General features: G+C 47.7%; 12 protein-coding genes. 11 read left to right on the forward strand and 1 reads right to left on the reverse strand.

Features of this window, described 5'->3' with window-relative positions:
* The first annotated feature begins 8 nt into the window (after positions 1-8).
* The 9 genes from NST45_RS04610 (at position 9) to ascB (ending at position 10,519) form a co-directional block, all read left to right on the forward strand.
* Positions 9-845: a carbohydrate ABC transporter permease gene (locus NST45_RS04610; RefSeq protein ID WP_036683306.1), complete on the forward strand. Its 837-nt coding sequence runs from the start codon at positions 9-11 to the stop codon at positions 843-845.
* Between the two features lie 56 nt (positions 846-901).
* On the forward strand, positions 902-1,912 hold the full coding sequence (locus NST45_RS04615; protein ID WP_036683303.1) for a glycoside hydrolase family 130 protein: 1,011 nt from the start codon (positions 902-904) through the stop codon (positions 1,910-1,912).
* 330 nt (positions 1,913-2,242) lie between these two features.
* Positions 2,243-4,201, forward strand: a complete 1,959-nt coding sequence (locus tag NST45_RS04620; RefSeq protein ID WP_076142247.1) for a carbohydrate-binding protein — start codon at positions 2,243-2,245, stop codon at positions 4,199-4,201.
* 88 nt (positions 4,202-4,289) lie between these two features.
* Positions 4,290-4,748, forward strand: a complete 459-nt coding sequence (locus NST45_RS04625; RefSeq protein WP_235219491.1) for a TIGR00366 family protein — start codon at positions 4,290-4,292, stop codon at positions 4,746-4,748.
* A gap of 392 nt (positions 4,749-5,140) precedes the next feature.
* Positions 5,141-7,063 (forward strand): BglG family transcription antiterminator, encoded by a 1,923-nt coding sequence (locus NST45_RS04630; protein WP_339825021.1) that lies wholly within the window; start codon positions 5,141-5,143, stop codon positions 7,061-7,063.
* A 29-nt stretch (positions 7,064-7,092) separates the two neighbouring features.
* On the forward strand, positions 7,093-7,431 hold the full coding sequence (locus NST45_RS04635; protein ID WP_038572728.1) for a PTS lactose/cellobiose transporter subunit IIA: 339 nt from the start codon (positions 7,093-7,095) through the stop codon (positions 7,429-7,431).
* 1 nt (position 7,432) lies between these two features.
* Positions 7,433-7,738, forward strand: coding sequence for a PTS sugar transporter subunit IIB (locus tag NST45_RS04640; protein ID WP_036683292.1), 306 nt, complete (start codon positions 7,433-7,435; stop codon positions 7,736-7,738).
* 3 nt (positions 7,739-7,741) lie between these two features.
* Positions 7,742-9,040 (forward strand): PTS transporter subunit EIIC, encoded by a 1,299-nt coding sequence (locus NST45_RS04645; protein WP_036683289.1) that lies wholly within the window; start codon positions 7,742-7,744, stop codon positions 9,038-9,040.
* A gap of 18 nt (positions 9,041-9,058) precedes the next feature.
* Positions 9,059-10,519, forward strand: a complete 1,461-nt coding sequence (gene ascB / locus NST45_RS04650) for a 6-phospho-beta-glucosidase (protein ID WP_339825024.1) — start codon at positions 9,059-9,061, stop codon at positions 10,517-10,519.
* Positions 10,520-10,677: 158 nt separating this feature from the next.
* Here the strand turns inward: ascB and NST45_RS04655 are convergent, their stop codons facing one another.
* Positions 10,678-11,331, reverse strand: coding sequence for a GntR family transcriptional regulator (locus NST45_RS04655; protein WP_339825027.1), 654 nt, complete (start codon positions 11,329-11,331; stop codon positions 10,678-10,680).
* A gap of 219 nt (positions 11,332-11,550) precedes the next feature.
* Between NST45_RS04655 and uxuA the strand changes: the two genes are divergently transcribed.
* Both uxuA and NST45_RS04665 read left to right on the forward strand, forming a co-directional pair.
* Positions 11,551-12,627 (forward strand): mannonate dehydratase, encoded by a 1,077-nt coding sequence (uxuA, locus tag NST45_RS04660; RefSeq protein WP_038572722.1) that lies wholly within the window; start codon positions 11,551-11,553, stop codon positions 12,625-12,627.
* Positions 12,628-14,238 carry a mannitol dehydrogenase family protein gene (locus tag NST45_RS04665; protein WP_339825030.1) on the forward strand — a complete coding sequence of 537 codons (1,611 nt, stop codon included), beginning with the start codon at positions 12,628-12,630 and terminating at the stop codon, positions 14,236-14,238. It abuts the gene before it with no gap.
* Positions 14,239-14,563: the final 325 nt, after the last annotated feature.

The raw sequence follows: 14,563 nt of genomic DNA on the forward strand, positions 1-14,563 counted from the left end.
AGGCTATTATGAGAATAAGAACCATACTGGGCAATATCATCCTGTGGATTTTTTTGCTGGCATTTGCTTTTATCACCCTGATTCCGGTTGTTATCACCATTCTCGGCTCCTTCAAGACAAATGCCGAACTGACTGCGGGAGCCACCTTCCTGCCGGATAGCTGGCATTTCTCGAACTATGCCGAAGCCTGGGCACAGGCGAATTTCTCCAGATATACGCTGAACAGCCTGATTGTCTCTCTGGCGGCGGTGGTTGGCACGCTGCTGGTATCATCCATGGCGGCTTATGTGGTGGACCGGATGGATTTTGCAGGCAAGAAACTGTATATCGGCCTGCAATCCTTTACTATGTTCGTGGCAGTAGGGGCGGTCGTGCTGCGTCCGCAGTTTGATCTGATGGTCAAGCTTCATCTGCACAGCAGCCTGTGGGGGGTCATATTGATTCTGATCTCCGCCCATGCTTCGATCTTCTTCATTCTGTCCAGCTTCATGAAGGGGATTCCCCGTGAGCTGGATGAGGCGGCGCTGATGGACGGCAGCTCCCCCGGCCGCACCTTCTGGCGGATTATTCTGCCGCTGCTCGGACCTGGACTCGGCGTAGGTGCGCTGTTCACCTTCCGCGGCGCGTGGAATGAATATCTGCTGCCACTCGTGTTCACGATGACGAAGCCGGAGCTGCAGACGCTGACTGTCGGGCTGGCGAACCTGAAATACGGGATTTCGGCCGCTTCCCAGACCCACTATATGATGGCAGGCGCCTGCTTGTCCATTCTGCCGATTCTCGTAGCCTATCTGTTCGCCAACAAATCCTTCATGCAGATGACAGCCGGTTCCCTCAAAGGGTAGCGGTCCGGCCCTGCGCAACCCATATTCCATATTTAAAATTCAAGGAGGTACATCCCATGACTCAACACGCTCCGGCAATTCTGCAATCTGCCCCGTTCATCCGGCGGTATCCGGGCAATCCTGTGCTGGATGCAACGAAGGTTCCTTACCCCACCGCACTGGTATTCAATGCCGGTGTAACGAAATTTAACGGCAAGTATGTGATGATCTTCCGTAATGATTACGGCTCACTGGTAGATCAGACGCTTGAGCCGCACCACACCACGGATCTCGGCATTGCTTACAGTGACGACGGGCTGAGCTGGACCGCCGGCCCGAAGCCAGTGTTCAAAATTCATGACGAGGAAATTATCCGCGCCTACGACCCGCGCCTGACCGTGATCGGCGGCCGTTGTTATATGTGTTTTGCCGTGGATACGCACCATGGCATCCGCGGCGGAATTGCCGTTACCGATGATCTGGAACACTTCGAGGTGCTCAGCCTGTCTACACCGGACCTGCGCAATATGGTACTGTTTCCCGAGTTGATCGGCGGCAAGTATGTCCGGCTGGAGCGTCCCTTCACGGTATACAGCCGCGGCGGCCGGGACCGCTTCGATGCCTGGATCTCCGAGTCGCCGGACCTGAAGCATTGGGGCAACTCCAGCCTACTGCTCGCCGTCGAGCAGGTGCCGTTTGCCAATGACAAGGTTGGCCCGGCCGCACCTCCGGTCCGGACGGATAAGGGCTGGCTGACCACCTTCCATGCGGTGGATGTGGACCCGGCCAGAGGCAAGCAAGGTTGGGAGGACACCTGGAAGAAGCGCTATACCGCCGGAATTATGCTGCTGGATCTGGAGGACCCCCGCAAGGTGATCGGCATGAGCAGGCAGCCCCTGCTGGTACCGGAGACAGACTATGAGATTGGCGGGGGATTCCGCAATCATGTGATTTTTCCGGGAGGGATGATTCTGGAGGAAGACGGCGAGGTCAAGATCTATTACGGCTCTGCGGATACGGTGGAATGTCTGGCAACGGCCCATGTGGACGATCTGCTCCGGCTCTGTCTGGAGCCGGAGCATAGATAAGATTGGAAGCAGGCTGAGGGCGGAAATGCGGAGTAACAGTAGGGCCATGTGCCATGATTGGAGCGGCTTGCGCGGAGATTGTGCATAAAATGCAACAATACAGCTCAGTAGTAGCGACCAACGCAGAAATCCTGCACAAGGTGAACAAAACCGGGGCCGTATTTTAAAAGGAAACTTTGCTGATGCAGAAAAGGTTAGTATTACTCTGCCACTTCCGAAGCTGAACAGGAATATGTCGACTTTATGAAAAGAGTAATAGAGCATCACTGGTGAAATCATTATTCACTGATGACAGAGTATTTTCTGAAGATATGAAAGAGGTGTTTATTTATGCTAAAAAGGTTAAAACTATTAAGTTTAATTGTTTGTATGCTCGCCAGTCTTTTAGCTGTCGTTCCTTTGACAGCAAGAGCGGCGGGCACAATTGTAAGCTATCCATTACCGTCGATCTATACCACGACCAGTCAATACACGGTAACAGCAGACTCTACAAATATACCGGTAATCGACACTTCGGCGGTATTTGTAAACTATAATTATTGTAATTTCTCTTTTTCAGGAACTACTACAATCACAATAACAGCAAGCGAGACAATCAATACCTATAATATTTCTCCCAAAGCTTTGGGAATCACTGCAACAAAGAGCGGAAATACACTTACATTTACACTTTCATCACCAACATATCTTATAGTTAAAATCAACAACCTGAAAGATCTGGTTATTGCGGCAGATGCTCTTGAAACCAATGTTCCGGCTTCATCCGGTACAGGTATATACAATGTTAAAACTCAATACGGTGCCGACAGTACCGGTGCCGCTATGGCTACAACTGCAATACAAAACGCCATAAATGCGGCTAACGCAGCAGGTGGCGGTATAGTATACGTTCCAGCCGGTGTTTATAAGTGCGGAAACCTTGTTTTAAAAAGCAATGTTTCGGTTTATCTGGAGGGTGGTTCTGTTATAAGGGGTTCAGGAAATCCAAGCGATTACACTACCCATTTTCATAAGAATTCTCTGGGTAAGGATGGAACATGGTTTATTTATACTGAAACAAATGCAAACAATATTAAGATATACGGCAGGGGGACTATTGACGGCAATGGCCATTATATGAGAAATACAAACAATTATTTGAACAATATTCTTGTACCCTTGCAGTGCAGCAACTTCACGGTTGACGGCATAACAATAAGAGACAGCGGTGGCTGGGCTACAATAGTTACAAGATCTAATAACGTAACATTCCAGAATACAAAGCACTTCAACAACAATGAACTTGATTATGAAAATGATGCAATCGACATTCAAGAGAGCCAGAATGTACTCATAAAGCACACTGTAGCAGTATCGGAGGATGACACATACTCATTTAAGACATGGGATGTAGAAACTACGGATATAGCTGCAAACTGGCCTGGAAGTCCTGAAAGCCAGTCAAATGTAGTTGTGGATGATGCTTTGGCTTGGAGCAGATGTGGAGCATTTAAGGTTGGAGATGGAGTGAAACAGCTTCAGGATGGCATAGTTGTTAAAAACTCTTATGTATACCGGTGCTGGCGTGCTTTAGCAGTAGGTCATCTTTATGGAACTCCAGCAGCACAAAACATCATATTTGACAATATAGATGTAGAAGGCTTCTGGCCAAGATCCGGTGTTCACTCCAGATGGTTTGATCTTTCTGCGAAAACCGGTCCGATAAAAAATGTGGTCTATAATAATATAAATTTACGCGCTTTAGGTGAAGTTTCAATAATGAAGGGTTGGAGTGACACATCTACTGTCTCCGGAGTTACATTAAACAATGTTCGCGTCGGTGGAGTTGCGGCAACTACATTGGCAGAATTGAAAATAACAGATACTAACAGCTATGCTGCAGCTCCAAAATTCAACACATTGAAATTTGAAGCGGAAGGCTATAACCTTAGTTCAGGTGTTATTTCCTATGAGGCAAGCACTGATGGTGGGCTGGATGTTGGTGGAGGGAGTAATGGCGACTATATAGCATTTAAAAATGTAGATTTTGGTAGTACAGCTAAAACAAGTATTGATTTGAAGGTTGCATCCGCTAATTCCGGCGGAAGAATAGAATTCCACTTGGACAGTCCTACGGGCACTATGCTGGGTTATTGGACAGCAGAAAGCACAGGCGGATGGCAGACATGGTCAGTCAAGAATATCCCGCTTAATGCCGGGACCGCCGTAGGGACCCATACCGTATATGTAACTTTTGTTAAGTCAGATTCAACCACAGTTGCAAATTTAACCTGGTTCCAGTTCAAATAGAATGGAAACGGTTTGATTTAATTGCAATAAGATGGATCTAGCTATTGTTGTGGCAGAATCGCCGAATTGAGGCCTTTTTAATGCCAAGATGAAATATAACTCACACTACGCTGCTGTGATCATCGGTTTGGCCCGGGGGATCCTCGTCGTTGCAGAGAACGGGATGATTATCGATACCATTTTGAATGGCCTGGCTACTATGCTTAAGGGTTTGCCGAATTACTTGTTCACCACCATCATGCTGGTCGTGCATAATATTATTACGTTCTTGGTTCCTTCTTCATCCGGAGAGGCGGCCTTGACGATGCCTGTGCTTGCACCATTAGGCGATCTTGTGGATGTTAACCGCGAAGCGGTAGTAACCGCATACCAATTTGGAAATGGATTAACGAATCTCATTTCGCCAACAGGCGGTGTGCTGCTGGCAGGTTTGGCCATCGCCCGGATCAATTTTGGACAATGGTTAAAGGTAATTCTCAAGCTGTTTCCGATTCTTTGGCTGGTGGCGGCAATCTTTGCCGCAGTTTCCTCAGCTGTAGGCATGTAGTGGATAAAAAATATTGCAAAGCCATGCGGGATTCCCCGCAGAAGATAATTAAAATCCCAAGGTCATACTGACCTTGGGATTTTTGACTCTATATATTAATCCTATTCCCCTCACATCCCATCTGTAGAAAATGAATCGTCCTCCTAACTAATTTATTTTTGTTTATTTTAACAATTAATCGCACTCTCCCCTTTGTTGTATATTTCCTCCTGATTTGTGGCCACAAATAATGTATGCTAAGAATTTAATCCGTTATTTACCTATCCGTCAGTTTCTGCCGTTCCAAACAGCAGAATACAAACTGTTCAGAAGATAACGCTTCCACGTATGATGTATTCATAACCAGCTGAGTGCTTCATCCGATACTAGTATCACAAATGAGGGAATTTAAGGTGAGAGAATATACGATTGTTAATATTTTATATACCCGCAAGAGTCCTGTGCGCATGAGTGAGCTGATTGCCGAAGTGGGTTTGTCCGAACGGACTCTCCGTGACGTAATCCGTGCACTCGACAAAACAGGAGAGGCGAATGGTTTTGGTATCCGCATGATCCGCGGCCAGGGTTATCTATTGGAGATTGGTGATGAAGCCAAATTCAGTAGCTACCAGGAAAAAGGAATGCTGCAGCTGGATCAGGTGGATCTAGATAATAAGCAGTCACGCCAGCAGTATTTGCTATTTTATCTCTTGCAGAACGATGGCTATCAGTCTATGGATAACATGGCGGAAGAAATCGGCGTCAGCCGTTCTACCATTATTTCTGATCTGAAGGAAGTAGAGCAGCGACTGGCCGCTTTCCGGCTTAGCTTGAAACGCCGGGCTCATTATGGCATGAAAATCGAGGGGGAAGAGCAAGACTTCCGCAAAGCCTTTTCTTACTTTATCTTGCAATCGGGTCATACGCTGCAGCATACGGAGGATTTTCATGCTTTTAGTAAGGATTTTGATGCTGAGCAGCTTAAGGGATTTCTACTGCAAATCCTCAAGGAAAAAGAACTGAAGATCTCGGATGTGTTTCTGGATAATATCTTGACCCATCTGTTTATTCTTCTATACCGGGTTTCCAAGCACAATTTCATTGTGGCTGGTCAAGCCTTGCAGGGAACACCTGAGCCGCTGTATCAGGATATTGCTAGGAGCATCGCAGATTTTATCTCCTCTCACTACCGGATTAAGCTTCCGGCGGATGAAATTGATTATTTGGCGCTGCACATTTCTGGCAAGACCATTATGGAGCGGATGTCGGAAGAGACCAAATCGCATCTGCGGGAGGGAATTACGGCTATTCTGGAGCGCTTGGACCGCGAGTTCCTCACTGGATTCACTCAAGATCACGAGCTGCGCGAAGCGCTTCTATTGCATATGTTCCCGCTGCTGAACCGGTTGTATTACAATCTTCAGCTCGGCAATCCATTGGTGGAGGATGTTTACAGCCAGTATGCCAATGTGTTCGTCATTTCCTTCCGCTTCGCTGAGATTGTAGAGGAGCAGTACGGGTTTCGGATGTCGCGCGATGAGGCAGGGTATGTCGCGTTGCATTTTGCCACCCATCTGGAACGGATGCAGCAGCGCAATCTGGAGAAGTTCAAGCGAATTGCCGTGATCTGCTCGACGGGAGGGGGCAGTGCCCAGTTAATCCGGCTGAAGCTGGAAGCGGTATTCCCCAAAGCGTCGGTGATCACAGCCTCCATTACGGAGGTGGAGGAGATCAGCAGCAAGCCTGTGGATCTGATTCTCTCTACTGTACCGCTGGCAACAGAGATTAAGGAAAAACCGGTGATCCATATCAAACAGCTGCTGGATGATCAAGAGATTCAGCGGATCAAAGAAATATTGTCTTTGCAGATTAATCGTACAGAACCGTCCTACAAGCTGATGGATTTCAAGGATTTGTTCCGCAGGGAGCTGTTCCATCTGTCTGGTTCGGACGAAGATTACATGGAGCTGTTAAAGCAGCGCTGCCGGGAGATCGTGGGCAATCATTATGCAGCTGACGATTTCCCTGAACAAGTGCTGCTCAGAGAGCAGAAATTCACCACCATTTACAAAAATGGGGTGGCCGGCCCGCATCCGATGCGGATGAGCGCGATCCGCGACTGTATCAGTGTAACCGTGTTGAAGAAACCGCTGATCTATGAGGGGAAGCCGGTCCAGTTGATTTTTCTGATCAATCTGGGTCCGGGGCAGTTGTTCCTGCACAAAGAGATCAGCAAGCTGCTACTGGTTCTAATGGAGAAGGAAGACAGCCGTAACCGGCTGCTAAACACGAATAGTTATGAGCAATTTATGAATGAGATAGAGAACCTACTATAAATAAAATGACGATACGGAGTGGAGAACCCATGGATTATGAACAAACGATTATGCAGATTATTGCCAGCAGCGGAGAGGCTAGAAGCCTTAGCCTAAAAGCGGTAAGAACCGCGCGCGCCGGAAACCTGGAAGAAGCGGGCGAGATGATTAAGAATGCCAAGACCAGCCTGACCAAAGCACACAAAGTGCAAACGGGGCTGATCCAGGCTGAAGGCCGGGGCGAAAAGACAGAAATTACGCTGCTGATGATTCACGCGCAGGATCATTTGATGAATGCCCTGACGGTTAGAGAACTGGCTGTGGAATTGATCGAAGAAATCAAAGAACGCAAAGCACTCGAACTAGAATTGAAAGGATCGGTGAACTAAGATGAAAAAAATATTGCTCGCCTGTGCAGGCGGATTCTCGACAAGTATGCTGGTGGAACGGATGAAAGAATCGGCACGGACACAAGGGGTTGAAGTGGTTATTGATGCAGTGGCGGAGAGTGATATCGCCGATCAAAAGCCTTTTGACATCATTATGCTTGGACCACAAATGGGACACGCCGAAGGCGATCTGGCCGCAGAATATCCGAACATTCCAGTAACTACGATCGATATGATGGACTATGGCATGATGGATGGGGACAAGGTGCTGGCTACAGCACTTGAACTGATGGAGAAGGGGGCTTAAGTCATGGCAGGCGGCGCAGAATGGAGAGCCAAGATCCAGAAAGTCAGCACGAAAATCCAAAAAAACACCTATATCAGCGCTATTTCCAACGGTCTGATGGCCTTGATGCCAATATTGATTCTGGGCGCTATTTTTTCCCTGATTAATGCACTCAAGCTTGATCCTTATCAGAATTTCCTGGAAAGCACTGGACTCAAAACTTATACTTCGATTCCGGCAACCGTAACCACCGATTTGATCGCACTCTACGCGGTGTTCTCCATCGCTTATAATTTTGCTACCCAACATAAGCAGCAAGGCTTTTCGGCAGGGATTTTGGCGCTGATGAGTTTCTTGCTAGTTACACCAAAAGGACTGCTGGATGACGGTGTGACCAAAGCATTTGGTTACTCCTGGTTGGGCGCCAAGGGATTGTTTGTGGCAATCATCCTGGCACTGCTGGTAGGTAAGATCTATACCTTTGTATTGGAAAAGAAATTCTATATCAAAATGCCGAAGGGTGTTCCGCCCACGGTCGAGAAATCTTTTGCCGCGCTTACGCCTGGTTTTATCGTAGCGGTTCTGATGCTAGTGCTGACGGCGATTTTCGCCGCAACGAAATATGGCAATATGCACGAGTTTGTCTTCTCGATTATCCAGCTGCCACTGACTAGTCTGGGGGGTACCTGGTGGGCGATGCTGATCTGCATCTTCGTAATTCACCTGCTGTGGTTCTTTGGAGTTCACGGCACCTTGGTAGTCTATTCCGTTGTCGGCCCGATTTGGGTGGCTTTGGGACTTGAGAATCTGGACGCTTACCAAAGAGGTGTGGAAGGTACGCATATCATTGGTTCACCGTTCTTCCCGGTTTATGTACTGATCGGTGGTGCGGGGGCAACGTTAGGTCTCATTATTGCGATGTTGTTCGCCAAATCTACACGTTATAAGACACTTGGTAAACTGGCAATTATCCCAAGTCTGATCGGTGTCAATGAGCCGGTGATTTTCGGGATGCCATTGGTGCTGAATGTTCGGTTTATGATTCCGTTTATCCTGACTCCGCTGGTGAGTAGTGGTCTGGCGATTCTTCTGACGACGCTGGGTATCCTTCCTGTGCTGCACGGGATTCAGGTGCCGCTGGGCATTCCGGTGCTGGTTAATGGCTGGATGAACGGGGGCTGGCGCGTAAGTGCGTTTCAGCTGGTTATGATTGGTGCAAGCTTCATGATCTACTATCCATTTTTCAAAAAAGCCGATGCCGAAGCGCTGGAGCAAGAACAGCAGGCTGAAGCTAAAGCGGCAGCAACCGCTGCCACCAATTAATAAAAGGAGGCTCAACCGATGACTTATCCATTTCCGGAAAACTTCCTGTGGGGCGGTGCGGTAGCCGCCAATCAGGTCGAAGGCGCGTATAATGAAGGCGGCAAGGGTTTGTCCACTGCTGATGTAGTCAAATATTGTCCTCCAAAGGAACGGCAGAGCCTGGAACAGCTATTGTCCATGTCCGGCCCACAGCTAGAAGAGGCCATACAGGATGATAATCAGGGAAATTACCCCAAACGCAGAGGGATTGATTTCTACCACCGCTACAAAGAAGATATCGCCTTGTTCGCTGAGATGGGTTTTAAGGTATTCCGTATGTCCATCTCCTGGCCACGTATTTATCCGAATGGCGATGAGCAGGTACCTAACGAGGCAGGATTGCGTTTCTACGACGATGTTTTTGATGAGTTGCGCAAATACAATATCGAGCCGCTGGTCACCATTTCCCATTATGAAATGCCGGTGCACCTAGTCACCAAATACAACGGCTGGGAATCCAGAGAACTGGTTGAACTGTTCGTCCGTTATGCGGAGACTGTGTTTACCCGTTACCGGGATAAGGTGAAGTATTGGCTGACTTTCAACGAAATTAACTGTACGCTCAAAGCGCCGTTTCTGGGCGCAGGGATTATTCTGGATGGCAAGTCAAATGAGAAGCAGGTTGCTTTTCAGGCTTTGCATCACCAGTTCGTAGCCAGTGCGCTTGCGATTAAGCGGGGCCGGGAGATCAATCCGCAGTTCCAGATTGGCTGCATGCTGGCCCGCAAGCTGCTCTACCCACATTCCTGTCATCCCGGTGATGTACTGAAAGCGCAAGCGGAGAACCAAATGGCAATGTTCTGCTCCGATGTTCAGGTTAGAGGCTATTATCCTTCTTATATCCGCCGGCATTTGGAGCAGCATGGAGTGACAATAACCATGTTGCCGGGGGACGAAGCTTTGCTGCGGGACAATCTTGTAGATTTTCTTTCCTTTAGTTACTACATGTCCTCAGTAGTCAGTGTGGATGAGAGCATCACGGCCACCACGGAAGGTAACCTGTCCTCAGGGCTGAAGAATCCCTTCCTGAAAACTTCCGACTGGGGCTGGCAGATCGATCCAAAGGGGCTGCGGTTTGTGCTCAAGGAGATGCATGACCGCTACCTGCTTCCTTTGTTCGTAGTAGAGAATGGTCTGGGTGCTGCAGATGTACTCGAACTGGATGGCACCATCCGTGATCCATACCGGATAGAGTATCTGGCACAGCATATTGAGCAGATGGCGGAAGCCATTGCCGATGGCGTGGAGCTAATGGGCTACACCAGCTGGGGCTGTATTGATCTGATCTCGGCTTCCACCTCGGAGATGCGCAAGCGGTACGGCTTCATTTATGTTGATCAGGATGATGCAGGCAATGGAACGCTGCTGCGTCTGCGTAAGGACAGCTTTTACTGGTACAAAAAGGTCATAACCTCTAACGGAGCAAATTTAAGCTATTAGTGCGGCGTTATAGTCCTTGTTCATTTTTTACGAAAACCTTGAGAAATCAAGGTTTTTTTGTTTTTTTAATAAGGAATAGGAAGCTTGTGAGTTTCTTCTTATAACGAAGTTTTATCCGGGAAGGCACTTAACTTATGGGCAAGCCGCTTTTTGGCCGACTATTTTTTTAGGTATTCCGAGAAGTTCTCCTGAAAGTCCAGTGAATGAATATCTTCCCGAAGATGGTGGTGGATTAGCGGACCGATATTGGTGGTTTCCTTTTGCACCATAAGCTCAAGAATGGATTGGTGTTCGCTCCAGATTTCTTCCAGCTTGTCGGTTTTTAGCATGTGCAGTCTGCGGTACCTGAGATAATGTACATTCGACTGCTGAATCAGAGTCCACAGATACTCACGTCCAGCAAGCCTGTACAAGGCCCGGTGAAACTCGTCGTCTAAATTAAGGAAAGAATCTACAGCGTTCTCCTGCCCGATGACCTCTTTCTGGTTCTTAAGAATTTCCTTCAGCTCGTGCACTCCGGGTAGTAAAAGCTGTGCAGAAAGATCCTTGAGGATCTCCTTTTCCAGTGTGCAACGCAAGTATGTGATTTGTTCAACAGATTCAAGATCAATGAAGGAGACAATATTACCCTTTTTCGGATAGATATCGGTATAAGATTCCAGTGCAAGCTGTTTGAGAACATCACGCAACGGCGTACGTGAAATCTGAAACCGCTCAGACAAGGCTGTTTCACTTAGAATGGTACCTGGCTTTAAAGCCAGCGTGAGGATTTCTTGCTTCAGTGTGTTTAGAATATCAGCTTTGATTGACATTTTTGTTCCTGCTTTCAATTATTGATGACAGATACAGTACTAGTATACATGATAAGTTCGTTCATTAAAATCATCGGGATAAAAATAGGGCGGATATCCCTTGTTTTCAGGATAAAATTCCTGATCAAATTGTGATTGACAAAGAATTGTTCTTATTCTATGATCAAGTAAATCTTGTATACAAGATAGTTGAAAACGAATTCACAGGAGGGTTTATCAATGAACATGACGTGGAGATGGTATGGCGAGGGCAATGACAATATCACGCTGGATCATATTCGGCAGATTCCGGGTGTTATGGGGATTGTCTGGTCTTTGCACGAGAAAGTAGCCGGAGAAGTGTGGGAAATGGAACGGATCCAAGAAGTGGCGGATCAAATCACCAGCAAGGGTTTCAGCACGGCTGTAGTAGAAAGCGTCAACGTTCATGATGATATCAAAATCGGCTTGCCGACCCGTGATAAATATATCGATATTTATATCGACACCATTCGTAAACTCGCCAAGGTTGGCGTTAAGGTGATCTGCTATAATTTTATGCCTGTTTTCGATTGGACCCGCACAGAGCTGTATAAAGAGTTGCCTGATGGCTCGAATGCTCTCTTTTATGAAAAGGCTGCCATTACCGATAATCCGCGTGAGATGGTGGACCGGATTCTGAAGGGAGCTGGACAGTTCACGATGCCGGGCTGGGAGCCGGAGCGGCTGGCAAAGCTGGATGAGCTGTTTGCGGCTTATGCGGATGTGACGGAAGATAAACTGTTCGACAACCTCCAGTATTTCCTGGAACGCATTATTCCAGTATGCGAGGAAGTGGACATCAAGATGGCTATTCATCCGGATGATCCGGCTTGGCCGATCTTTGGACTGCCGCGTATTATCCGCAACCGGGATATGATCCGCCGCTTCTTGGATTTGGTGGACAGCCCGTACAACGGTTTGACGTTCTGCACAGGGTCACTCGGCACGAATCCGGATAACGATCTGCCAGCGATGATCCGCGAGTTCCATGACCGTATTCATTTTGCCCATATCCGTAATGTGAAGGTATTTGAGAATGGTGATTTCATTGAGGTGTCGCACCGTGGGCGTGACGGAAGTGTTGATGTGGCCGAGGTGGTCAAAGCCTATCATGAGAACGGATACATCGGTTATGTACGTCCGGATCACGGACGGCATCTGTGGGGGGAAGAGAAGAACTGCCGCCCGGGTTATGGCTTGTATGATAGAGCTATGGGCATCATGTATTTGCTTGGTGTCTGGGATAGCTTGGATAACGTCAAGGAGGCAAAATAAATGCTGCAACTGACCAGAAGCAGTATCCAAGGGGAAAAGGCAGCTTGGAAAGCTGCTGGTGTGGAGCTTCCGCAGTTCGACTATGAGCAGGTAGCAAACAATACACAGCTTAAACCGGAATGGATTCATTTCGGTGCCGGTAATATTTTCAGGGGCTTCGTGGCAAATGCTCATCAGAAGCTGCTGGATGGCAGGAAGTCGGATACAGGTATTATTGCGGTGGAAACCTTTGATTTCGAAATGATTGATAAAGTTTACAAGCCCTACGACAATCTGACCCTTTTAGTGCTGATGAATGCTCGTGGTGATTTTCAGAAAAGAGTAGTCAGCAGTATTGTGGAGGGAATCGCAGCGGACAAAAACCGTGAAGCAGAGTACCGTCGATTGATCGAGGTGTTCGAGAATCCCAGCCTGCAAATGGCCAGCTTCACCATCACGGAGAAGGGATACTCGTTGACGGATCCGCACGATAAATATCTTGGCATTGTGAAAAAGGATATCGAGAGCGGACCGGAGCATCCTGTTCATGTCATGAGCATTGTAGCTTCGCTTGCTTATCGAAGATATCTGAAAGGCCAATATCCGATGACCTTTGTCAGCATGGACAACTGCTCACACAATGGCGACAAGTTGAAGAACGGTATTGTGTCCATCGCTAAGGAATGGGCCCAAAGAGGACTTGTTGTGGAAGACTTTGTGCGCTATCTGGAAGATGAACGATTAATAACCTTTCCATTGTCCATGATCGATAAAATCACACCACGTCCTTCGGAGAGTGTACAGGCCGCGCTTCTGGAACAGGGAATTGGTGATATGGATGTAATCATTACCTCCAAAAACACATATACCGCTCCTTTCGTAAATGCCGAGATTAGCGAATACCTTGTAGTGGAGGACAACTTTACGAACGGACGTCCACCACTAGAGGAAGCCGGAATTATTTTTACGGACCGGGAGACAGTCAACAAGGTGGAGACGATGAAAGTAACGACCTGCCTTAATCCGCTGCATACGGCGCTTGCTGTTTCCGGTTGTCTGCTTGGCTACACCTTGATCGCGGATGAGATGAAGGACGATACTTTGCGGAGGTTTGTGGAGATAATCGGTTACAAAGAAGGTCTGCCCGTCGTAGTGGACCCGGGGATTCTCAGTCCAAAGCAGTTCCTGGACGAAGTCCTTACGGAGCGTTTTGCCAATCCATTTATCCCCGATACTCCACAGCGGATTGCTACAGACACTTCGCAGAAGGTGGGTATACGGTTCGGTGAAACTATTAAATCCTATATTCGACGGGAGGAGCTCGATCCAGCGCAGCTAACAGCGATTCCACTGGCTATCGCGGTGTGGTGTCGTTACTTACTTGGAGTGAATGATGCTGGAGAGGTCTTCACATTGAGTTCAGATCCGTTACTAGAAACACTGCAGGGTTACCTGCAAGGAGTTTCGCTTGGAGACCAAACCGCAAGTGTGCGCCCCATTCTTGAAGATGAGCGACTTTTTGGGGTTCCGTTGTACGCAATTGGTCTAGGCGATAAGATTGAGGTTATGTTCCAGGAAATGATGGCAGGCCCAGGAGCGGTACGGAGAACATTAGAGAACTATTTGAAGTGAAAGCTAGGCAGTTAAGTAGATTTGATTTAATATAGGAGAAAATAAAGCAAAAAAAGTCCCTAGGCAATCAATCGGGGCTTTTTTTGTATGATTTTAAAAAATCCAAACAAAGTGTGAAAAGAATCTTATGTAAAATGAGAAGAACGAAAGTTAAACTAAAAACATGGCGAATAACCGGTGTTCGTCAACAGAGCGACGAATTTTGAGGGGGTTCAACACTATGTTGTGGGGCGGGCAGAAAGGCCGGCAAAGTAGAAGCGGCGAAAAGGAAGCGGGATTTATACCGTAGAATGAGGCGGATGGAGTGGTTGCGGAGACAATAGAG

Source organism: Paenibacillus sp. FSL R7-0163 (assembly GCF_037969975.1).
GTDB lineage: Bacteria > Bacillota > Bacilli > Paenibacillales > Paenibacillaceae > Paenibacillus_AQ > Paenibacillus_AQ odorifer.